This is a genomic window from Allofournierella massiliensis, from assembly GCF_004345265.1.
GTDB classification, from domain to species: Bacteria; Bacillota; Clostridia; order Oscillospirales; family Ruminococcaceae; genus Allofournierella; species Allofournierella massiliensis.
The window spans coordinates 21980-42254 of the sequence record NZ_SLUM01000023.1 but is presented as its reverse complement, the minus strand read 5'-3'; the positions used below and the strand labels follow the sequence as shown (position 1 = coordinate 42254).

Genomic DNA, 20275 nt, shown 5'->3' with positions numbered 1-20275 from the left:
ATGGGAACCCACTGCGGTACAAAACATCACCTCCATCGTAGATTCGCCCCGGGTGGGAGCGGGTATATGAAAAGCCCACACCAGAGGCGTGGGCGGATACCTGTCAGCCGAAGAAAGCGCCCAGGGAACTCATGACCTCGGTGCAGAGGACCACCAGATAGATGATCATAATGCAAATGAGCATCATCATGGAGTAACGCTGGATCTTCTTGGGGCGCTTGGCCGCTTCCTTTTTCAGATTGTTCTGCTCGATCTGCCTCATGTCAAAACAGATCATCTTGAAGTACATCCGCTGGTCATCGCCGCGAAGCACGCCGATCAGGCCGCGGATCACATCGGACAGCATGGGGCTGCCAATGCGGGTTTCAAAACGGATCAGGGCATTCTCATAGTTGCCGGTTTTCATGTCGGCAATGGTCTGGTCCAGCTCCGCGCCGAAGTCCTTGCCCGCTACCCGGCGGTAAGAGGTCAGGATCTTCAGCACATCCCGGTCGTTCTCCAGGTTCTGCCCAATGGTCAGGGCAAACCGAGGGATTTCGCTTTCAATGAGCTTGCGGCGCTTCTTAACGAAATCAAAGACGCTGTAATAGGTCGAGAACCACAGCGCCACCGCAAGTCCGATCAGCACGGGAACCATCAGCGGCACCAGAAATACCATCAGGATAGAGCAGAGGCCGACGGCACCCGCCGTGACCCAGGCCCGGGCCGTGTAGACCTCCGGCGTCAGTTCCAGACCGGCAATATCCAGCGCCCGCTGCAGCTTATTCCGCTTGAGCTTATCCAGCTTCAGGTACGGGGCGATCAGTCCGGCGATTTTGGTGATGTAGACATCCAGCAGTTTCTCGGTCTTTACGCCCTGCTGCTTGCGGGCCAGCATCATCATGCGGGAGGTCTTCTTTGTGGGAATATCCACAAAGGCGCAGGTCAGGTTGTAGGTGGCAAAACCAAAGAAGATGATCGCCACAAGTGCCAAAAGGGTCATGCGCCGTCACCTCCGTATTCAATGGGCTTGCTCAGCTTCATGATCTGCGTCAGGGCAAAGAGAATGATAGCCGCGCAGATCGCCAGGGCGATTTTGCCGGGTGTGGTGAAGATGAGCGTATGGAACCAGTCTTCGTTGAGGAAGTAGAGCAGAGGCACATTGGCGACCACAAGGAACATCATCGTGATGGCCTCACGGCGCGGGCCCTGCATCATGGCCTCCAGTTCAGACTGCACCACTCGCACATCGCTGAACTTCTGGGCGATGGTGGGCAGCGTGTTTTTCATGGAGCGGTCAGACTGGCACTGAATGAGGATGTTGCACCACTCATGAAATACCCGGTTGGGGACCTTCATCTTCAGCGAGTTGATGGCGCTGGTCAGGTTGGCGTTGATCAGTTCCGCCTCGTACACAAATGCCTCGAAGTTGGCCTTCACCGGCTCATTGATGTAGGGCAGGTTTTCCTTGACCGCCCGGATCAGGTCCTCCGTGCGGAGATATGAGGTGGTGATGATGGAGATAGCGGTCTCCAGCTCCTCATTCAGATGCTTCTTGTAGCTGGCAGCTGTGCTGCGCAGATACCAGATGGGGGCCAGTGAAAAGCCAATGCCCAGGATCGGCACCATATACACATTGTTGATGAGCAGCGCCAGCACAGCGCCCACCGCAAAGAGGATCAGCGACAGCCGCTTGACCGCCTCATAGCGGTCGGAGCGGCCGGTGCCTTTTAAAATCTGCTTCAGCTCATAGTCCTGGTTGAAGAAGCCCTTGGCGGGCGTACCCATCAGGACATTGAGTTCGTCAGACAGAGTGGCTGCCTTGCGCTGGGAGCGGAACAGGGCGTCGATGAAATCCCCCGGCCGCACGCCGAACAGGGCCAGGAGGCCCGCGCTGATCAGCGCAAAGCAAATGATGTAGATCCACTGCAACCTTTAATCCACCTCCTTCGGGGCGTCCATGAACTCCGCCAGCTCCTTATTGGAGATGCCGTTGTCAAGGAGCCGTTTTTTCAAAGTATCCGAGATCAGGCCCACCTTCCTGTGATGGCCCACCACATGGATCTCACCCTTTTCATCGGTCACATTGTCCTCTACCTCAAACTTGTAGAGCGTGTGGGAAATGAGCTGCCCGTCCCGGTAGTCCTCACCCTCCAAAATCTCCATGATCTTACGGGAACGGTCCTCCAGCTGCTTGGTAAACACCACGATGGGATAGGCCTCCACCATGATCTCCATGAGTACGGCGTCATCCATGCTGTATTTGCGCTTGGCAAGGGTCATCATCCTGCGGTAAGTGCTGTTGCAGGAGTTGGAGTGGATGGTGGTACAGACGGTATGGCCGGTGCGGGAGCTTTCGGCCGCCGACAGGCTTTCCGCGGCGGACCGCATCTCGCCGACGCCGATGACATTGGGGTGTTTACGCAGCACCCGCTCCAAAAGGAAGTCCTGATTGATGTTCAGCGCCGGATTTTCGCTGGGCCGGGTCAGCAGGTGGATGACGGAGTTCAAGATATTTCCGTTTTCATCCCGCTTGACCAGATCAAACTCGCGGCTGCCTTCCTCAATGGTGATAAGGCGCTGGTTGTTGGGAACATTGGAGAGCAGCCATGCCATGATGGTGGTCTTGCCGGAGCCGGTGGAGCCCGCGATACACACGCTGACGCCATACCGGATGCAGGCCATCAGGAAGTGGAGCATCTCGGCGGTGGCGCTGCCGGAATCCAGCAGCTTCTGTTCGGAGACTGTCTGCTGGTTGACGATACGGATGGAGGCGTTGATGCCCACATCCGGGTCTACAATGGGCGTCTTATCCACAGAGATACGGATGTTTTTGTCCAGAAAGCCCACCACACTGGGCATGGTGTCGTCAATGACCATGCCGCAGGCATTGAGCATACGGCGCACCACATCAATGGCGTGCTGCGGGGAGGAAAACTTATCCGGGATCTTGATGCTGCGCCCGCCGGCCTCGATCACTTCGATGTCGTTGTAGGCGTTGATGTTGACTTCCTCAATGCCGGGCTTGTAGATCCACTTCTTGAGGAAGGAGTACCCGGCCATATCCTCATAGAGCTTTTCGCACAGTTCCTCGGTAGTCAGCCCTTCGATGGCGTATTTCCGCTTGACAATATACTGCACCATCAGCTCTTTGAGCAGTGTGGTGGCCCGCTCGGCGTTGCCCTCGCCGGCCTCGGCAATGGTGGAGGCGTGATTTTCAGCAAAATACCGCTGCACATCCTCCAGCACCTGGTCATAGGTCAGGTCCTGGTTGGCCACCGGCGCGAAGAATATGTCGTTGAGATTATTCATCGGCGTCATCCTCCTCGAACTCGTCCTCGTCGTCCGCGTCCTCTGCCGCCTGCTCGGCCAGCTCCATCTGCTCCAAAGCGTCCAGCACCTTGTTGAGCGAGGCGGTGTACTTGGGATTGCAGTATTTGATGGCCTGGAACATCCCTCCTTCGGTGGCGCAGCGGTCAATTTCCTTGCCGTAGGGCAGCAGCCCATCCCAACCGCCGATGATATAGCCCATCTCATCCAGAGCGTGGAAGGGGCGGGCCATGCCGGCAAAAGTTATGTGCCGGTCATAATGGAACCGGCCATCTACCAGTAGGGGCTGATGGGCTTTCAGATAGTTGACGCCCTTTAAGTCGGGTGTAAGCAGGCGGATGACCAGATCGCCGGACTCAATCGCCGCCGGGGTGAACACATTGGTCATACTGGAACTGCAGTCCAGAATGACGAAATCCACCAGCCTGGCGGCGGCGTTGACCAGCTGGAGTACCATGGCGTATTTGATTTCCGGATAACTCAGCGGATTCTCACCGGCGGAATAACCCATCAGGCCGATGAAAGGATAGCTTTTGAGCACCGTGACATGGCTTGCCACCAGAGAGGTGTCGATCTCTACGCTGCTCAGGACCTGCCCCACCGAGGCATTGGTCTGAATGATCTGCTCCGGCAGCCAGACCGGGAGCATGGGGACGCTGATTTCCGCATTGATGATGATGGCTTTCCGCTTGTCGCGGGTCAGGGCTTTTGCCAGGATACAGGAAAACATGCTTTTCCCGCTCCCCGGACTGCCCCAGACGGTAATGACTTTTCCCATAGGAAGCTCCTTTCCCAAGGGCGGAATGCCCTTGACTTTTTGCAAAACAAATGTATAATATAAGATAGATTATCATAAAATGAATTATGATAAAGGAGGCGTTAACATGAAGTTTATCGGCAGACGACGAGAACTGGAGTCTCTTGAAAGGGAATACCAAAAAGACAGCAGCTTTGTTGTGATTTACGGCAGGCGGCGTGTAGGAAAAACAACGCTGATTAAAGAATTTATCAAGGGTAAGCTGGCATTCTACTTTCTCGCAACGGAGGAAGTGGAATCACAAAGCATAAAACGGCTGTCTGGTGTTGTGTCCCGGGTAACACAGAATCCGTTGCTGCAGCGTGCAGCCTTTTCCGACTGGCTGGATTTGTTCCATATCATTGCGGAATTCCGGTCGGAGGAAAAGAAAGTCCTGATTATTGATGAATTTCCTTATCTGGTTAAGTCCAATCCGGCGTTCCCGTCTATTCTGCAAAACGCTTGGGACGAGGTTCTCAAGGACAGCAATGTGATGCTGATTCTTTGCGGCTCCTTGATTGGAATGATGCAAAAACACGCGCTGTCTTATGACAGCCCCCTGTATGGCCGCCGGACTGCACAGATCCGGTTGGCGCCTTTGTCGTTCCCGGATGTGTATGCCGCTCAGCATCTTTCTTTTGAGCGTGCGGTGGAGCAATATGCGATTACCGGCGGCGTACCCAAATATCTGGAGTTTTTCAACGATCAGGAAGGACTGCTGGAACAGGTGGAGTCTGCGGTTCTCTCGAAGAACGGTTTTCTGTATGAAGAACCAAACTTTCTGCTGAAAGATGAAGTGGTATCCGCTGTCAACTATTTTTCCATTATCCGCGTGATGGCGGATGGAAACCACAAGCTGGGGAAAATTGCGGGAGCTCTGGGGACAGAAACTTCCGCGCTGACGCCATATCTTTCCACGCTCAGCGACCTTGGCTTTGTCGTGAAGGAAACGCCGGTTACGGAGAAAAATCCGGAGAAGTCCCGTAAAGGCCTTTATTTCATCTCTGATAACTTTGTGCGTTTCTGGTTCCGGTATGTCTATCCATATAAAGGGGAACTGGAACTGGACAATACGCAGATTGTTCTGGATGAAATCCGAAAAGACTTCGTACAGAAGTTTGTGGCCTTCGCCTATGAAGATATCTGCAGATCCATTTTTGCAGACCTTTGCAGGGAAGGTGTCATTGACTTTGTTCCCTCGCGGATCGGAGCTTACTGGCTGAATGATTTGGACAGCGATACGGAAATTGATGTGATGGCGGTGGACCATCAAAACAAGCGATTCTTTGCAGGCGAGTGCAAGTACCACAATAAGCCGGTGGATGCGCCTGTATTTTTTGCTCTCCGCGATAAGGTGCAGGCTTCTGGTGAAATCCAAAAGGTATGGAAAGGCTATCAGCCTATTTTTGGGATATTTTCTAAAAGCGGTTTTACCCAGCGTCTTGTTGACTTGGGCAAAGAAAATCCACAGCTTTTCCTGATTAACGAGGATCATCTTTCTAACCAGCAGTGAGGAAACGGGCGGTGAATCTGTTCACCGCCCATTTTTATTCGCCGTCTTCCGGGATGCTGTCCGCAGGAGTTGTTTCCACACCGCCTTCCGTATTCTCGGTACCCGCTTCGCCTGTGGACTCGCCATCTGCGGCGCCTTCAGCAGCTTCTGCACCATCCTGACTTTCAGGATTTTCCTCAACCAGTGTTTCGGGGAAGTAGATCTCCTGAAGCGTCTTGTCCTGCTCGGCCAGCAGTTCCTCGGCCAGCTGGTCGTTATTGCGGGAGATCAGCGCCACATGGGCCACGCCGTCATTTTCCATCTCAGTGATGATACGGGCCTGCTCCGGGCTTGCCAGCACAGTGATGGTAGCGGACTGCTGGGGCTCTTCGTCCTCGGTAGGCTCCTTGGTGTTATCCACATTGATGCCGTCAGAGTCCGTAACAGAAAGCACCTTGACAAAGCGTAGCTCCGGGACTTCCTCGGCGGTCTCCAGGAAATGATAAATACGGATGATATCGCCCGGCTGCAGCTTATCCGACAGGCCGGAGGCCAGCGTTTTCACAGTCAGCGAGATGGCGACCTTGCCGGAGGGGATGTCGTTGAGCGCCACATCCGAGGAAACAGGGACGGTACTGACCTTGCTGGTAAGGATATAGTCGCCCTCTGCCAAATCAGCGGTAACATACAGTCCCTCCACATCATCCATGCTGTGGGCCACATTGGAAGGGAGGTTGTACCCGCCCACTTCTACGACTTCGGCGTTGTCGCTGGTGATTGTTTCGCCTTTCAGCACCGGCTGGGTAATGCGGACAATCTCCGTCTTGCCGTTGGTCTGCCGGGCAATGGTGGGCAGTGCCACAAATGCGATGACCGCCGCCAGAACCAGGGACAGAATGCCGAAGATAAATCGGTTGTTGAGTTTCATAAGCATCTCTCCTGTCATAAAAATAGTTCAGCCAGCGTCGCCACAGAGCAGCCGCAGGCCAGAAAAGGTAAAAACGGGATCGCGGTGGGCTGTTTGTCCCGCAAGAGCCGCCGGTACAGCAGCACCACCGGCATGGCGAAGCCGGCGGCCACCAGGAATACCAGTGCCATGCCGGAGGGACCATAGACCAGGCCCAGCACCCCGCAGAATTTGATGTCCCCGCCGCCCATGCCGCTGCCGCCGGTCGCCATAGCAGCGGCCAGCGGGATGCAGAAGCCAAGCAACGCGCCCATCAGCGCCTCGGTCACAACAGGCCAGATGAAAATGGGCGTCCGGCCATACTCCAGAATGAAGTAGACCTGGATCAGCGGGGCCAGCGCGGCCAGGGGGATAAAAAAGACGAGCGCCCGGTCGGGCACCCGCCTGTATAGGATGTCGTAGAGGGCAAAGCCCGTCACCACCAGAAAAACAGTGAGCAGGTATGCCATCCACACATTACTCTCGATTGGTGTACCAGTCATCATAGAGGCTCCCGTCAATGGAAACATAGTCATTCAGGTTGATACTCAGCATCCCGTCCGGCGTCCAGGTATCCCAGACCTGGGTGAAGACGGTGTAGTTCGTCGCATCCGGGAACCAGATGGGGGTAAAGTGCACTTCCCGGCTGTAAGTAGAGAACTCATTGGGCTGGAAGGTGAATTGGGTGCTCCGGCCGCTGGACACTCGCTGCAGCAGGCGGAGATAGGTTTCATACTGGAACTCCGGGAACACCGAAAAGGCCGTCTGCGGATGGGTGATGTGGCTGGTGGGCGCATCAGTGGAGAGCGTGGCTGTCACATCCTGTTTGACGCCGTACCCGCTCTTCATGGACTTTCCGGAGGCCGTTGGCACAATATCGTCCGGCATCAGGGACATAACGCCGCTGATGGAGGCAGAATAGCCGGTGTACTCATATTCCCAGTAGCCTTCATCCACCCAATGCCCGCCGTCTTCCCCGTGATCACACCACACCCATACTGGTACCCAGTAGCAGCTCCAGACGCCCCAGTTGGCCGTGAGTTTCTGCGTTTCATTGGGCAGGGACGGTACCGTATAACCGGGGTTGGTATCAGTCGCCACCGGGTCGGGCGGAATATGCTCATTCAGATCCACGATTTCCGCCACAAAGGTATCCTGGGCGGTATAGGCCCCGCTGACGGATACGGTAATGGTGACTGTCTGCGGTGTGGAAGGGGTGTGCCACTTGACCCAGACCACCTGGCTGTCACCTGCGGGAATCACCACATCGTTGACTCGGTAGGTGGTGCCAAGGATGTGGAAGGTCACCGAAGCGGGATTATCCGGCGTCAGGTCGGTATCTGTCCGCAAGGTGACAGAGGTAATGACATCGGTATCTACCCGGTACTCCACATCGGGGGCCTCAATATCCCCCTCGGGCGGGGCTTCATCAAACCAGACGATGCCGACGCCCAGTGTATTGATGATGTCGGAATTGTTTTGCGTCCCGGTGGTGTTGCCGGTCCAGGCGGAAATACCAAGGTCGCTGAACTCCAGAAACATGGACAGCGGCAGGTTCTTATGGGTCAGCGAGGTCATGGTCCGGCGCAGGTTGCCGCCGGACATCTGATCGTAAAGGCCGGCCTCGGTGGCCGTCATACAGTAATATTGGCCGTTGTGGGTAAAGTAGGCGATGGGCTCGATCAGCAGCTTATATTCTCCAGCGATCATCTGCTCATAGTCCACACCCGCAGCCTGGGCGACCATCATGCAGGCATATTCCGAGCAGAAGTACCGCTTGATGGCGTCAATGTTGCTCTGGCCCTTGCTGCTGACGATGGTGGGCATGGACTGCGCGGGCTTGATGCAGGAATAGGCCACCCCGGACTGGAGGGAGAGGCCGGTGCCGCTCAGGTACTGCAGCTTATTGACCTTGCCGAAGTGGAGGATGCTGCTTTTCTGCGTCCGGTTGGAAAAGTCCAGCGGTGAGGACACGGCAGCACCGCTTGCTGCATCTACAACCGTGATACGCACGCCATCGTTGCCGGGATTCCAGAAGTTTGAGGATGTGCCTTGCCCCATCCCGCCGCCGCCACCGTCAATGTTCCCGTTGCCTCCTGATGCAAATGCCGTGGAAGGGACGAGACAGAACACCAGGGCGAGGCTGCATAAGAGGGCGAGAAGTCGTTTCAAATACATCACGCTCCGTTCTTCTTGAAAATAAGAAGGCCGCCACAATCCCGTGACGGCCCTTCAGGTCCATATTCAGTTGTAGGTGGTCAGCCGCCCATGTTGCCGACCTGCTTGTTCAGATCGCCGTCGCTGTCGCCGGTGGACTGCTGCACATCGCCGGGGACTACCCAGCCAAATACCGGATCATAGACAGCGCCGCTGCCATTGCTGGAGCCGGGGGCCGGCTCATTGCTGGAAGTGGATTCCTCTGCGGGAGGAGCAGTGACTTCCGGTACTGCCGGATCGGGATTGACCTCATGCTCTTCGCCGGGGTCTTCGATTTCCGTCTTGCCTTCCGGTACGGGGGGAGGCGTTTCTTCCGGCTTTTCCGTATCGGTAAAGTCGATTTCAACCTCGCCCTCGGATTCCGAGGTCACCTTGGGATATTCCTCTTCGGCGCTGGAAGACTGGCCGGGTGCATAGGCGTCTGCGCCCCCGCTCCCGTCGCCAGACTGCACACCGCCATCCGACCAGTCGCTGCTGGTGCTGCTGGGCGGGGATTCATTCGGCCGGAATTCTTCCGTGCGGTCCCGGCTCACGAACCAGCAGATGCCCAGAATGGCAACGCAGAGGACGGCCAGGGCCGAAACAATAAAGCCTTTGGATTGAAAAAACTTCTTCATGTGTGTCCACACTCCTTTTTGCTGTTATATAAAGCCTATACTGCGGAGCTGACTGGATTTCAACAGCGCCGCTAAAATTTGGTGTTGTGGTAGCCGGTCAGCTCCACCCGCTGGGTGATGGTGGGATAACTGTGTCCGAACATGCGTACATAGAACTCCACATCACAATAGAAGATGTACTCCACCCGGTCGCCCACCACATTGAACTCCAGGCTGATGTCGGATACCTCATAGTCCTCTGTGGAGAGCGGGATCTTCTCAGCCAGGCCGCCGGCGACAGTGGCCTCCAGCATTTCCGTATAGTCATTGCTGGAATAGAGGGTGCGCAGGTATTCCTCGAAGTTGGTTTCTCGCTGGGAGCGGTAGGTGTCCGCATAGATGGTGGCGCTCAGGTTGTTCAGCTCCATTTTGGCGCCGTTGCGGATGTTGATGCAGGTGATCCGCACCGAGGCGTACAGGAGCAGGAAAGAGATGAGCATGACGACCCCGACTACAAAAAAGCAGGCAAAGAAAGTGATCTCGCCTCGCTCGTTGCAAAGCGGCCGGCGCAGCCGTGAAAGAAAACGCTTCATAGGCCACCTCACTTCCAGTAGTGCTCGCTGACGCCGGAGCCGCGGGCAACCACCGTGATGTTGACCAGATCCAGGTTCCAGAAGCCGCCCAGCTTGGCCTCGCCCTCAATGGTGATATAGAAGGGCGTCCCCAGCTGGATGGCCCGGGACATCCCGGACGGCGTAGGCGTCTTGTATGTGGCATCGATGGAGTATGTGATATTCTCCGCGCCCTCAATCTCCGAGCACAGGAAGTCAAAGAGCGAGTCGGTCTCGCTGTTGATGCCGCCGGACAGCTGGATCTGCTTGACCATCTGATCTGCCGCATGGTCTAACTCCTGTTTTGTGGAGATGATGCCGAACAGGTCAATGATAAAGGCCAGCAGGATGACGGCGATGAAGATGAACACCACCGTAGAGAAATAGTTGGCCTCGCCCCGTTCGCTCTTCAATGTCCTGCGGACTTTTTGCAGGAAAGTATGAATGTGAACCACCACCTTTACTTACAAATGAAAAACAGCCGTCCCGACCGGAACGGCTGCATTACAAAGTTTTGACTGTACCAAGTATAGCAGATTTGGATTTACGGCGAAAGGGCAGGACTGCGCCAATGTATGGGCAATCCTGTGCCAATTTACCGGAAAGCTGCCAAGAGTATTATCACTACCAAGAGACTTCATCAAGAACAAAAGACTGCTTTTGAGTATCTGCTTGATATTATAACAACACAAGCACATTCTCTGCCTTGCAATGTCATAATAAGACAAAGTATAATGAAATATCGGTAATTGAACTCCTGAAGATGACAAAACATTTGGTCCTATTTCAAGTTGTGCGCTGCACTTTTATTGGAGGGCTTAGGAAAATCTTAATAAAATTTGATGCAATTCATTGTGATTTTCCTAAAGGATATTGGTATGCTATAAAAGAGTTATATTTTGTGAGAGGAATGGATTAGATGGCTGAAAAAGTCTTAGTTGTAGACGATGAACGCGATATTGCAGATTTATTAGAAGTCTATCTGCGAAATGAAAACTATGATGTTTATAAATATTATTCGGCAAAAGAAGCCTTAGAGTGTATTGAAAATCAAGAAATAGATTTGGCTATTCTTGACATAATGCTGCCGGACATTAACGGCTTTTCTCTTTGTCAGAAAATACGGGAGAAATATACCTATCCCATTATTATGTTGACGGCAAAGGATGAGGAAACAGATAAAATTACAGGTCTGACTTTGGGAGCGGACGATTATGTAACAAAACCTTTTCGCCCGCTTGAATTGATTGCAAGAGTGAAAGCCCAGTTGCGAAGATATAAAAAATACACACCAGTACAGATTGAGAAACATTCTACACCCAAACTCACATACAAAAAGCTAATGCTTGACACGCAAACGTATGAGTGTGAATTGAATGGGACACCTATATCTTTGACCCCGACGGAATTTTCTATTTTGCGTATTTTGCTTGAAAGACAAGGAACTGTTGTCACTCTTGAAGATTTGTTTCATTTGGTATGGAAAGACGAATATTACAGCAAAAACAGCAGCACAATCACTGTCCATGTCCGGCATTTAAGAGAAAAATTGCAGGACACGACAGAGAAACCACAATACATTAAAACGATATGGGGTGTTGGATATAAGATATAGCCCGCCCGTGATTGGAGATTGAAATGAAGAAAAAAGAAAAGATAAATTATACTGTGCCAATTCTATTTTTATTATATCTGGCACTCTTGATATGGATTATCTTATTTAAGCTGCAATTTTCTATCCTCGACTTAGATCGAGTACGGGAAATCAATCTAATTCCATTTTATTATGAGCATGAGGTTACTTTTCACGCAACAGAAGTTTTACAGAATGTGTTGATCTTTATGCCCTTTGGAATATATCTGTGTTTATTACTTCCTAAAAGTCGGTTTGGCGTGAAATTGCTTTTGATTTCCGTGGTGAGTTTGCTACTGGAAATCTGTCAGTATGTCTTAGCGATTGGCCGGTCAGATATTACAGACCTTATTACAAATATTTGTGGCGGTCTATTCGGTATTATTCTATATAAAGCGGCAATCAGACTGTTTCGGAACAAAAAACGGGTAGATCAAGTAATTATTATTTCAGCCGCGATTGTAACAGTAATAGTTGGTGGAGGACTGCTGCTCTTGCTTGCAGCAAACTGATGGAGGTGAAAAGTATTGAAGAATAACTGCTATTCCATAGAAAAACGGCTTCGGTTGCGGCTGTTCCTTCTTCTGTCCTTATATACGGTAATCGGTTTTGTCATTATGTTGCTTTCTGATTATGTTTTAGCATTATTTCCGTCGCCCATTAGCACATGGATTTTAGAGCGGCTGGATGTAATCTTTGCCCTTTATCTTATCTTTGGCTTTGTAGGCATTTTTTATTTCTATTGGAAAAAGCCGTGGGAATACTTGAACGAGGTTATCGGCGCAACGGAGATTGTTTATGAGCAGAACGACCATGCGATTGAACTGTCTGAACCACTACGGGAAGTTGAAAGCCAGATGAACCAGATTAAAATGTCTGTCCTTTTGAGCCAGCAGGCCGCAAAGGAGGCGGAAACAAAGAAGAATGAGTTGGTGATGTATTTGGCCCACGATATTCGCACACCTTTAACAACTGTAATCGGATATTTGAGTCTGCTTAATGAAGCGCCCGATATGCCGGAGGAACAGAAAGAAAAATATATCGGGATTGCACTGGATAAATCAGAGCGATTGGAAACTTTAATCAATGAACTCTTTGAAATCACACGTTATCATACAAATACCGTTCAAGTGAAAAAGCTGCCGGTTGATCTGTATGCCTTACTATCCCAAGTCATTGATGACTTTTACCCCGCACTCTCTGAAAAAGGAAATACAACCCAAATATCTATGCAGGATGGTTTAACCGTCACGGGTGATCCAGAAAAACTTGCCAGAGTGTTCAACAATTTATTGAGAAATGCAGCATCTTACTGCTATCCAAACACTGAAATTGACATAATTGCGATTAAGAAAGGTAATCATGCTGTCGTGATCTTCAAAAATCATGGGCCAACTATTCCGGCAGACCAATTAAGCACAATCTTTGATAAATTCAGCCGTTTGGATGAAGCCAGAACATCCGATACAGGCGGCGCTGGCTTAGGTCTTTCGATTGCAAAGGAAATTGTAAACCTACATGGCGGAGAAATCACGGCACAGAGCCAAGCGGAAGAAATTACATTTACGGTAACGCTGCCTCTTTCAAACAAATCTTAGGAATTTCTTAGGAGTATTCCACATTAAAATTAGAGATTGCAAAGCCCCTGTTCGGTAGAATAGATACTGAACAGGGGCTTTGCTTTTGAGGAAGAAAAGGAGTGATGATTATGGAACTGAAAATTGAGCATTTAAGTAAGCGGTTCAAAGATAAAACCGCTGTCAATGATGTAAGCCTGACACTGACAAGTGGAGTTTGGGGCCTGCTCGGTGCAAACGGAGCAGGGAAAACAACTCTCATGCGGATGATTGCTGATATTATGGTGCCAACCAATGGGGCTATTTATTATGATGGCCAAGACATTCACGAAATGGGGAAAGCCTATCGAGAGTTGTTTGGCTTTTTGCCGCAGGATTTTGGATATTCTCGTGATTTCACGGTCAAAGACTATCTCGAATATATGGCAGCATTAAAGGATGTTCCGGCAAGAGAAACATCAAGGAAAATCAATCATCTGCTGGATATTCTTACGCTTTCGGATGTGAAGCGGAAAAAGATAGCAAAACTATCTGGCGGTATGAAACGGCGTGTAGGCATTGCCCAAGCCATGTTGAACGATCCGAAAATTTTAGTAATGGATGAACCGACCGCAGGACTTGACCCCGGAGAACGGGTACGCTTTCGTAATTTTATTTCCGAGTTTTCCCATGACCGTATTGTGTTGATCTCCACGCACATTGTTTCTGACGTAGAGTATATTGCAACACGAAATGCGATTATGAAAGATGGAAAAATTGTTGATGTAGGTACAACAGACGAACTGGTGAAGCAGATCGAGGGAAAGGTCTGGACTTGCACTATTCCGGCCAGAGATTTAGACAAGTATGAAATGCGCTTGCGAATAATCAACCAGCGCGGGGAAGATAACAACCAAGTATCTATACGGTATCTGTCTGATAAATCCGAAATTGAGGGTTCGATCACCATATCACCGCGCCTTGAGGATTTATACCTCTGGCTATTCCCTCAAGCCGATCTTTCAAAGGAGGGAAATTGATATGCGCTTATTTTGTTTAGAAGTAAAAAGGATTTTGAAATCACGCCGCACCTTGATATTGCTTGCAGTAGCATTATTTCTGGCTGTCATTATGGCTTATCTGCCCATCAGCTTTGAGTCTATCAACCGTCCCGGCGAAAACGGTACTGTAATAGAACTGAATGGCTTAGATGCTATTCAATTTAAGCGGGAATACAGGCAGCAAATTTATGGAGAAGTTACACCGGAGAAAGTCGCAGATGCCTTACGCACATATCAGAAATATGTGCAGGAATATGGTACAGTAGATGATATTCCGTTAGATGTTTATACGGAAAATATCACGGCTATCCGGCCACTTCTTGACCGCTTACCAGAAGCCTTTGCCGATCCCGATACAGGCATAGGTGCTGATCTAATGGAGATTGACCCAGATGTAGTAGAGCAAAGCCTTTATGAACAGTTTGCGTCCCACCTAAACGATATAATGAACCTTGAACAAGAAGATTATCCATCAGCAAAAGAATTTGCAACAGAAAAATATTCCGAAGTTGATAAACCATTCCAGCTTTATCCGGGTTTGAGCCGGGACGCCTTTGACTATATTGAGCTGTATATTTTCATTCTTTCCATTTTGTGCGTTGCGATTGCGGCACCTACATTTGCTAATGAGTATCAAACTGGAAGCGACAGCATTATGCGCTGCACAAAAAATGGACGTGTGAAATTTGCTGTTACCAGAATACTTGCTGCTGGCTGTATTTTTGTGGTAGTGTTCATTTTGGGTATGGTGATCCATTTGTCCATTATCAACCTTGCTTTTGGGACAGAGTGTTTGAAAACATCTTTCCAAATGCTATTTTCCATCATAAATCTTCCCAATATCAATTTGGGGCAATTACAAGTGATTTTGGTATTGGCCGGGCTTTTATCTATATTGGCAAGTATTAGTTGCACACTATTTTTATCTGCAAAGTGCAGGGACTCGTTAAGTTCGTTATTGATTTCACTTGCCGTTATGCTCTTACCGACCATCATTTATACCGCATTGGGCAGTTCCGTATGGCTTTCCACGATTTTACCATCTTCTGGTATTGGCCTGCAAAATAACTTCCTCTATCAGCTTTACGGTTTTAATTTCTTGTATGTTGGAGATATGAGCTTTTGGACACCCTACATTATTCTTATTTCAGCAGCGATTGAAATTCCTGTATTCGTCTTTTTGGCGATACGGTCTTATTGTAAGCATCGAGTGGCGTAAGGGCTTTTATCAAGTATTTGATAAATTCAAACGATATTTGTGATACCGCTAAAACTGTTCATCAAACCGATTCATTATAACGGATGCTACACTTTTGCGCCCAAATTGCTCCTTGCCGTTTGGGCGCTTTTTATTGTGAATCGTGTATTCCAATTCTGTAATTTGATTTTAGCATTTATCTCGGGAGGGACATTGAGGAGTCTAAAGGCTAATCCACCCCTTTAAAATCGAATACTTGTCGCCCACTGGCGGAGCTAATGAGTAGAGATCTTGAAGCAGGTTTCCAAAATTTCTTTGCTTCGTATGCCAAGGGTCAAAAAAAGCACGGAGAAACGGCAATCACCATTTCTCCGTGCTATTTTTCGTCTGGTTGGAATTTTACGATGTCATCCAGTTCGCAGTTAAAAAACTTGCAGAGCGTATCCAGGGTATTGGTGGAGACGGATTCGTTCGCCTGCATCCGGCGGATGGTCGAACTGCTGATACCGGCCTTGGCCTGCAAGGTATATGTGGTTGCACCGTGCCGCTTCATGGTTTGCCACAAGGGCTCGTATGAGATCATTCCTGGTCGTTTCCTCCACTTCCTTCTTTACATATCTCTATTATTGCCTATAATGGAGGAGTAGCGTTATAGGCAATATTGCCTATACAAGAATGGCATAAAGTGAAGAGCATGGGAGGAAACAGGATGGAAGTCGTAACGAAAACCTGCTGTATAACGGGCCACAGAGATATTCCAGCGGAGAAGAAGAAATTTGTGGAAGAAGAATTGCGGAAGGAGGTAGCAGCGGCGATTGAGGATGGCTACACTCGATTTATTTCCGGATTTGCCGAAGGTGCCGATCTTATGTTTGCGGCAGTCGTTGCCGAAGCAAAAAAAGAAAATGACGGATTGTTTTTAGAAGCGGCGATTCCCTATGCCGGCCGGCTGAAGACGAAGAACAAAGACTTTCATAGACTGCTGGCTGCCTGCGCTGGTGTGAAAGTGATCTCCGACCACTATGTTCCCTCGTGCTACATGAACCGCAATCGCTATATGGTTGCCCAGTCGCAGCGTGTGATTGCGGTGTATGATGGACGGGACAAAGGGGGGACGCTGTTCACGCTGCGCGATGCCCATGTTCAAGGGCGAGAGATCAGACTCATAGAGATTTGATTTCAAGGGCAAAACATAAAGGCCGCGTGGGGCTTTTGCATCCCATGCGGCCTTTAATTCAAATCCTGAGTACCGTTACAGTAGTGATTCTATCAGTTGATAGATGTCGGTGAATGGATTAACGGCAATCCCAAACGGTTTATTGCAGTCATTTTGAATATGGTATTGTTCTACACGCTTGGCGTTCTGAATCGCATCAGTTGTATGTTCAGATAACTGCGCATACACATCGCCGGCTTTTTCATAATCCGGGAGGTAGGCGGTCAAGGCTGTCATCACTGCAGGGTAATCTTTGAAAAATTTTGTTGTGTACTGGAAATGCAGCAGATACCAAAACTCAAAGCAAGGATTCGAGATCGCAATGTGAATTCCCTTTGCATCTGCCAGTTTCCTTGCTCTGGAGAGTAAGTTGTCTTTGGCGGCGATAGGATCAGGATTATTATAGTTTACATCACCGTCAGCAACGACCCACACCGCATCCCCATTTGATGCAGAAATCTGATTTTTACTTTGATATTCCACGGCTTTCCGAATCAGGCCAAGGTAATCGGTTTCACCTCCTTTGGTGCGGCTGCCGACTACACGAATGTCAATATTGGTCTGGCGGCTGCGATAATGTTCAAAATATTTCGGTTCAGTTTGAGAACCCTCCGTCACAATCAGAATGACAGGTTTTAGTTTTCTGCGCCGCTGCCCACGCTTTTCAATTTGTCCGCGTGCCATTTTACAGCCCTCCCTTGATAAAGGGAATCGCACCAAAACGGCCGATCAAATAACCCTTTTCTACTTTAGTGTCTTTGCGAACAGAAAAATCGTAAAGGGAGAACAGATCGGTGGCTGCTGTCTGCTCGTCTTTTTCTGTGAACCAAATTTGATCTCTTCTCAACAAATCCAAATCAAGAAGATTGGTGCTGTGAGATGTGAAGATCAACTGAGCACCCTTTGGATTGAATTCTGTGCTGTCAAACAAGGATACCAGATGCCTGGTCAATAGAGGATGCAGATGTGCGTCCATCTCATCAGCCACAAGAAGCGTTCCCTGGTCTAAAGCCTTTTTCACAACGCCGATCAGTTTGAAATAACTGTTGGTGCCGTCAGATTCCTCTGCCATATTTAACGCATAGGATAATGCATTTCCATTGGTATCCTGTACCGTGTGAATGGCCTCAATATTTGCAAAGCTGTCACCGTGCTGCGAAGGAGCAGGCTCTGCATCGCGCATTTGCAAAGCCTGTATTCCCAAATCTGCAACACGCAGCATAGATGCGATCACACGCCGGTAATCATCATCTTTCAGCTGCTCTGCCTCAAGCCCATAAGCGTCCGCCACGGAATTCTTCGTGATAATCTGACAAGAAGCGAACCACTCCAAAACCGGAATCACTTTAGAGTAACTCCAGTTTGATGCAACTGACAAGTAGAGTTTGTTCGCAGAAGTGCGCTCCTTGAGCGTGTTTTGTTCATCTATATCCACCGTAAAACGAAAATCTTTGGTATTTTTCCTCTCAAAAATAAGCGCCTGTCTGCCGTTGGGATAGTAATATAGGTATTCTTCTGTAACAGCCTTATCTGTCACAGAAAAACCATACGCATATCGGATACCTTCAGTGGTAAAGATGACCTCAAAGCTGCTGGGGCGCGTTGGCGTTTCCGGATCAAACTTGAAAGGCGAACGGCCAATGGTCTTATGAAGCTGCTGGTTATGTGAGGTCAGCACATAGTTTACCATGAACCAGAACGCGTTTAGGACATTGGACTTCCCCGAAGCATTGGCTCCGTAAATGACAGCAGACTTCAAATAGCTTTTATTTCCATCCATGATAAGATGCTCTGGATGCTCATTATCCTTGCTGGCCAGCAGGGATAATACAACCTTATCTTTGATGGATAGAAAATTCTCCACACTAAATTGAATCAGCATAAGCGACCTCCTAAACCTTTTCATTTATATATTATAGCCCGTATTTTGTGAAAAATCAACGCAAACGCAAAATAAATTCTTTGAAATGGGAATTTGGAAGGAAGCCTATGTGATAAAGATATACAGCGGTAGATCTGATAATGACAAAAAAGAAACCTGGAGAGCAGTTCGTTACTACTCTCCAGGCACTTTTGCTTTTACAGGTTCTGCCGGATGATCCGCGTGATGATGCCCACGGCCACGCCCCGCTCCATATCCAGACGGGTGACGGCAAAGGAAACGTCATCCTTCTTTCCGGGCATCCGGTAGTCGTAGCAGGAGTGGGCTACCGCATTGACGCCATTGGCGAGCCGGACATAGACCACGCCTTTATGAACATCTGTGACCTTTCCGGCGTACTTGCCCTGGATGCGGCACTTCTGCAGGTTGTCCCGGTCAGTGTTTTCCGAAGTGCTCTTGATGTCGGCCCGGATGCCCAGGTCCTCCAGACTGTTGCGCCGTACACTGAGGATACGGACCAGCACTTCATCGCCCACAGCAAACCGCTCATGGGCGTCGCCGATCCAGTCCCAGGCAAGGTCGCGGGCCAGAATGGAGCATTCCACGCCGAACACCTCCACACGGACGACCTTTTCCGCCACAGCGATGACCCTGGCCTGGACAATGCGGCCCTCGTAGACGCGGTACATCCCATCGGGGTCAAGGTCGAAATAGAAGGTCTGGCGCTTGCGCATCATGGCCTCCCGGCGGCTGGCTACCACGCTGCGGGTCTTGGAGTCGATGCCCCGCACCACAAAGTCAATGTCGGCGCCCAGCATATTCCCCAGGATCTTGTTTTGGCGCAGCATCAGGTCAGTGTATTCCTGGCCGGAGGGGCTGCGGCCCAGATTGATCATCATTTCTTTCAGGGGGATGATGATGCGGAATCCCTTGTAGTCCACCACAGCCACCGTCTTTCGGTTGTCCAGCTGCTCAATGCCGCCCAGCTTGCCGGTGAGGATGCGGCGGGTGCGGTAGGCGTTGTGGATCTCATGCCAGATGATGTCCTCACGGTCTTCCTGCGTCTCCACATCTTCCCGGCTGCGGATGGTCAGGATCGAGGGCTCACTGCGGCGGGGAGCGGCGGTGCGCCTGGGAGTAGAAGTGGGAGCAGGGGCGGCCTCTGCCAGCGGTTCGGCCAGCGAGGCAGGAACTTCTGCCGCAGCCGCCTCACCGTCATCAGACGGCGCATCTTCCCCAGTAGGAGCCATCGGCGCAGGAGGCTCTGCTTCTGCGGGAACTCCTTCCGCCGGCTCCGTACTCTCAGCCGGTGCGGTCTTTTTCCTGCGGGTGGCCCGCTTGGGCTTGGGCGGTTCCGGTTCCTCAGCCGCTCCAGAAACAGGCTCACTGGGGACATCGGCTGCACCATCATCAGCGGGAACAGCAGAGGCACCTTCGCCATCATCACTGTCAGAGCCCTCTGTCAGAGCGGCGTCATCATCGCCGGGAAGGGCGTCTGCCACCGTAGCATCGGTGTCCATCTCACCAAACATCTCGCTTTCGGTGAGTTCCGGGAGGCTGCCGTCATCCTCAATGGTGGGTGCTTCTTCATCCGGCTGGTCCATAGAGGCCAGCAGCTCATTCAAATCGCCGCCATCAGCGGGTGCCGCCATATCAGCCTGCGCTTCATCAGGGGGCGGAGCGTTCTCCACGGTAACCGTGGTCTCAGGTGCGGTATTTTCCTGCTCAAGCAATTCTTTTTTCTTGGTTGCCATAAGTAAAA

Annotated in this window: 21 protein-coding genes; 7 read left to right on the top strand and 14 right to left on the bottom strand. The window is 50.5% G+C overall.

All coding sequences use genetic code 11. The annotated features are described in order from the left end of the window. Positions 1 to 103 precede the first annotated feature (103 nt). From EDD77_RS13100 to EDD77_RS13085, 4 genes are read right to left on the bottom strand one after another with little or no spacing between them, the layout of a single operon-like run. Positions 104 to 982, bottom strand: coding sequence for a hypothetical protein (locus EDD77_RS13100; protein WP_058963713.1), 879 nt, complete (start codon positions 980 to 982; stop codon positions 104 to 106). After that, positions 979 to 1911: a type II secretion system F family protein gene (locus EDD77_RS13095; protein WP_058963712.1), complete on the bottom strand. Its 933-nt coding sequence runs from the start codon at positions 1909 to 1911 to the stop codon at positions 979 to 981. Before EDD77_RS13095 ends, EDD77_RS13100 begins: the two co-directional genes overlap by 4 nt. Positions 1912 to 1914: 3 nt before the next feature. Then, entirely contained in the window at positions 1915 to 3291 is a 1377-nt protein-coding gene (locus EDD77_RS13090; protein WP_058963711.1) for a CpaF/VirB11 family protein, read from the bottom strand. Further along, complete coding sequence (locus tag EDD77_RS13085) at positions 3284 to 4039, bottom strand: hypothetical protein (protein ID WP_341439599.1); 756 nt, start codon at positions 4037 to 4039, stop codon at positions 3284 to 3286. Before EDD77_RS13085 ends, EDD77_RS13090 begins: the two co-directional genes overlap by 8 nt. A 154-nt stretch (positions 4040 to 4193) precedes the next feature. On the opposite strand from EDD77_RS13085, the gene EDD77_RS13080 reads away from it, so the two are divergent. Next, positions 4194 to 5618 (top strand): ATP-binding protein, encoded by a 1425-nt coding sequence (locus tag EDD77_RS13080; RefSeq protein ID WP_058963710.1) that lies wholly within the window; start codon positions 4194 to 4196, stop codon positions 5616 to 5618. 34 nt (positions 5619 to 5652) lie between these two features. Here the strand turns inward: EDD77_RS13080 and cpaB are convergent, their stop codons facing one another. The 6 genes from cpaB to EDD77_RS13050 all read right to left on the bottom strand — a co-directional run bounded on the left by cpaB (position 5653) and on the right by EDD77_RS13050 (position 10380). Continuing rightward, the gene (gene cpaB, locus EDD77_RS13075) at positions 5653 to 6525 is read right to left on the bottom strand and encodes a Flp pilus assembly protein CpaB (protein ID WP_058963709.1); all 873 of its coding nucleotides are present in this window, start codon (positions 6523 to 6525) and stop codon (positions 5653 to 5655) included. A gap of 14 nt (positions 6526 to 6539) precedes the next feature. Next, a complete protein-coding gene (locus tag EDD77_RS13070; protein ID WP_242868326.1) occupies positions 6540 to 7046 on the bottom strand; it encodes a prepilin peptidase in 507 nt (168 codons plus the stop codon). Further along, positions 7021 to 8721 carry a hypothetical protein gene (locus tag EDD77_RS13065; protein ID WP_058963707.1) on the bottom strand — a complete coding sequence of 567 codons (1701 nt, stop codon included), beginning with the start codon at positions 8719 to 8721 and terminating at the stop codon, positions 7021 to 7023. The genes EDD77_RS13070 and EDD77_RS13065 overlap by 26 nt, the downstream gene beginning before the upstream one ends. Positions 8722 to 8801: 80 nt before the next feature. Further along, on the bottom strand, positions 8802 to 9377 hold the full coding sequence (locus tag EDD77_RS13060) for a DUF6550 family protein (protein WP_058963706.1): 576 nt from the start codon (positions 9375 to 9377) through the stop codon (positions 8802 to 8804). 71 nt (positions 9378 to 9448) lie between these two features. Beyond that, positions 9449 to 9949 (bottom strand): hypothetical protein, encoded by a 501-nt coding sequence (locus tag EDD77_RS13055; protein ID WP_058963705.1) that lies wholly within the window; start codon positions 9947 to 9949, stop codon positions 9449 to 9451. An 8-nt stretch (positions 9950 to 9957) separates the two neighbouring features. Further along, positions 9958 to 10380 (bottom strand): DUF4320 family protein, encoded by a 423-nt coding sequence (locus EDD77_RS13050; protein ID WP_227603392.1) that lies wholly within the window; start codon positions 10378 to 10380, stop codon positions 9958 to 9960. Positions 10381 to 10886: 506 nt separating this feature from the next. On the opposite strand from EDD77_RS13050, the gene vanR reads away from it, so the two are divergent. The 5 genes from vanR to EDD77_RS13025 all read left to right on the top strand — a co-directional run bounded on the left by vanR (position 10887) and on the right by EDD77_RS13025 (position 15436). Then, positions 10887 to 11582: a VanR-ABDEGLN family response regulator transcription factor gene (vanR, locus tag EDD77_RS13045; RefSeq protein WP_058963704.1), complete on the top strand. Its 696-nt coding sequence runs from the start codon at positions 10887 to 10889 to the stop codon at positions 11580 to 11582. Positions 11583 to 11605: 23 nt separating this feature from the next. Further along, on the top strand, positions 11606 to 12112 hold the full coding sequence (locus EDD77_RS13040) for a VanZ family protein (RefSeq protein WP_058963703.1): 507 nt from the start codon (positions 11606 to 11608) through the stop codon (positions 12110 to 12112). A 15-nt stretch (positions 12113 to 12127) separates the two neighbouring features. Continuing rightward, positions 12128 to 13198 (top strand): sensor histidine kinase, encoded by a 1071-nt coding sequence (locus tag EDD77_RS13035; RefSeq protein ID WP_058963702.1) that lies wholly within the window; start codon positions 12128 to 12130, stop codon positions 13196 to 13198. Between the two features lie 110 nt (positions 13199 to 13308). Then, entirely contained in the window at positions 13309 to 14196 is an 888-nt protein-coding gene (locus tag EDD77_RS13030; protein WP_058963701.1) for an ABC transporter ATP-binding protein, read from the top strand. 1 nt (position 14197) lies between these two features. Further along, positions 14198 to 15436 carry an ABC transporter permease subunit gene (locus EDD77_RS13025; RefSeq protein ID WP_058963700.1) on the top strand — a complete coding sequence of 413 codons (1239 nt, stop codon included), beginning with the start codon at positions 14198 to 14200 and terminating at the stop codon, positions 15434 to 15436. 355 nt (positions 15437 to 15791) lie between these two features. On the opposite strand, the gene EDD77_RS13020 is transcribed toward EDD77_RS13025, so the two are convergent. After that, positions 15792 to 15998 (bottom strand): helix-turn-helix domain-containing protein, encoded by a 207-nt coding sequence (locus EDD77_RS13020; protein WP_058963699.1) that lies wholly within the window; start codon positions 15996 to 15998, stop codon positions 15792 to 15794. Positions 15999 to 16124: 126 nt separating this feature from the next. Between EDD77_RS13020 and EDD77_RS13015 the strand changes: the two genes are divergently transcribed. After that, positions 16125 to 16592 carry an SLOG family protein gene (locus EDD77_RS13015; RefSeq protein WP_058963698.1) on the top strand — a complete coding sequence of 156 codons (468 nt, stop codon included), beginning with the start codon at positions 16125 to 16127 and terminating at the stop codon, positions 16590 to 16592. 75 nt (positions 16593 to 16667) lie between these two features. Here the strand turns inward: EDD77_RS13015 and EDD77_RS13010 are convergent, their stop codons facing one another. The 3 genes from EDD77_RS13010 to EDD77_RS13000 all read right to left on the bottom strand — a co-directional run bounded on the left by EDD77_RS13010 (position 16668) and on the right by EDD77_RS13000 (position 20267). After that, entirely contained in the window at positions 16668 to 17315 is a 648-nt protein-coding gene (locus EDD77_RS13010; protein ID WP_058963697.1) for an RloB family protein, read from the bottom strand. Position 17316: 1 nt separating this feature from the next. Further along, a complete protein-coding gene (locus tag EDD77_RS13005; RefSeq protein WP_058963696.1) occupies positions 17317 to 18513 on the bottom strand; it encodes an AAA family ATPase in 1197 nt (398 codons plus the stop codon). 197 nt (positions 18514 to 18710) lie between these two features. Further along, entirely contained in the window at positions 18711 to 20267 is a 1557-nt protein-coding gene (locus EDD77_RS13000) for a S1 RNA-binding domain-containing protein (RefSeq protein ID WP_058963695.1), read from the bottom strand. Between the last annotated feature and the right edge of the window lie 8 nt (positions 20268 to 20275).

Excerpts from the sequence above, each read along its gene's own strand:
- EDD77_RS13100 (WP_058963713.1), bottom strand. The coding sequence starts at position 982 with ATGACCCTTTTGGCACTTGTGGCGATCATCTTCTTTGGTTTTGCCACC.
- EDD77_RS13090 (WP_058963711.1), bottom strand. The coding sequence starts at position 3,291 with ATGAATAATCTCAACGACATATTCTTCGCGCCGGTGGCCAACCAGGAC.
- EDD77_RS13085 (WP_341439599.1), bottom strand. The coding sequence starts at position 4,039 with ATGTTTTCCTGTATCCTGGCAAAAGCCCTGACCCGCGACAAGCGGAAA.
- EDD77_RS13080 (WP_058963710.1), top strand. The coding sequence starts at position 4,194 with ATGAAGTTTATCGGCAGACGACGAGAACTGGAGTCTCTTGAAAGGGAA.
- cpaB (WP_058963709.1), bottom strand. The coding sequence starts at position 6,525 with ATGAAACTCAACAACCGATTTATCTTCGGCATTCTGTCCCTGGTTCTG.
- EDD77_RS13070 (WP_242868326.1), bottom strand. The coding sequence starts at position 7,046 with ATGACTGGTACACCAATCGAGAGTAATGTGTGGATGGCATACCTGCTC.
- EDD77_RS13065 (WP_058963707.1), bottom strand. The coding sequence starts at position 8,721 with ATGTATTTGAAACGACTTCTCGCCCTCTTATGCAGCCTCGCCCTGGTG.
- EDD77_RS13060 (WP_058963706.1), bottom strand. The coding sequence starts at position 9,377 with ATGAAGAAGTTTTTTCAATCCAAAGGCTTTATTGTTTCGGCCCTGGCC.
- EDD77_RS13055 (WP_058963705.1), bottom strand. The coding sequence starts at position 9,949 with ATGAAGCGTTTTCTTTCACGGCTGCGCCGGCCGCTTTGCAACGAGCGA.
- vanR (WP_058963704.1), top strand. The coding sequence starts at position 10,887 with ATGGCTGAAAAAGTCTTAGTTGTAGACGATGAACGCGATATTGCAGAT.
- EDD77_RS13040 (WP_058963703.1), top strand. The coding sequence starts at position 11,606 with ATGAAGAAAAAAGAAAAGATAAATTATACTGTGCCAATTCTATTTTTA.
- EDD77_RS13030 (WP_058963701.1), top strand. The coding sequence starts at position 13,309 with ATGGAACTGAAAATTGAGCATTTAAGTAAGCGGTTCAAAGATAAAACC.
- EDD77_RS13025 (WP_058963700.1), top strand. The coding sequence starts at position 14,198 with ATGCGCTTATTTTGTTTAGAAGTAAAAAGGATTTTGAAATCACGCCGC.
- EDD77_RS13020 (WP_058963699.1), bottom strand. The coding sequence starts at position 15,998 with ATGATCTCATACGAGCCCTTGTGGCAAACCATGAAGCGGCACGGTGCA.
- EDD77_RS13015 (WP_058963698.1), top strand. The coding sequence starts at position 16,125 with ATGGAAGTCGTAACGAAAACCTGCTGTATAACGGGCCACAGAGATATT.
- EDD77_RS13010 (WP_058963697.1), bottom strand. The coding sequence starts at position 17,315 with ATGGCACGCGGACAAATTGAAAAGCGTGGGCAGCGGCGCAGAAAACTA.
- EDD77_RS13005 (WP_058963696.1), bottom strand. The coding sequence starts at position 18,513 with ATGCTGATTCAATTTAGTGTGGAGAATTTTCTATCCATCAAAGATAAG.
- EDD77_RS13000 (WP_058963695.1), bottom strand. The coding sequence starts at position 20,267 with ATGGCAACCAAGAAAAAAGAATTGCTTGAGCAGGAAAATACCGCACCT.